Here is a 225-nt window from a genome sequence, read left to right as displayed (position 1 = left end):
CGACCGGGCGATGGGGCAGCTACCCGGTTACCAGGTCGTCTGGCAGGAGGGAGACTTCGTGCCGTCGGCGCGGCCCATCGAACCGCAGTTCACGCGTGCCACCGCGCATGGCATGGAGTACTACGTGATGACGCTCGACGCCGAGATCGAGAACGGCCTGAGGGGGCGGCCCAAGAGGCGCACCCGTTATGGCTGGACGGTGCGCGTGCAGTGGCGCCGCGAGCG

1 protein-coding gene is annotated in these 225 nt (G+C 69.3%); it reads left to right on the top strand.

Going from position 1 to position 225, the window contains the following annotated elements; translation table 11 throughout:
* Positions 1 to 225, top strand: a 225-nt coding sequence (locus L861_RS24760; RefSeq protein WP_169513677.1) for a hypothetical protein, incomplete at both ends; no start/stop codon positions are given.

It is taken from the genome of Litchfieldella anticariensis FP35 = DSM 16096 (assembly GCF_000409775.1).
In the GTDB taxonomy this organism is placed as follows: Bacteria; Pseudomonadota; Gammaproteobacteria; order Pseudomonadales; family Halomonadaceae; genus Litchfieldella; species Litchfieldella anticariensis.
Note: the sequence above shows the minus strand (reverse complement) of the source record. Positions and strands in the feature narration are given on the sequence as shown.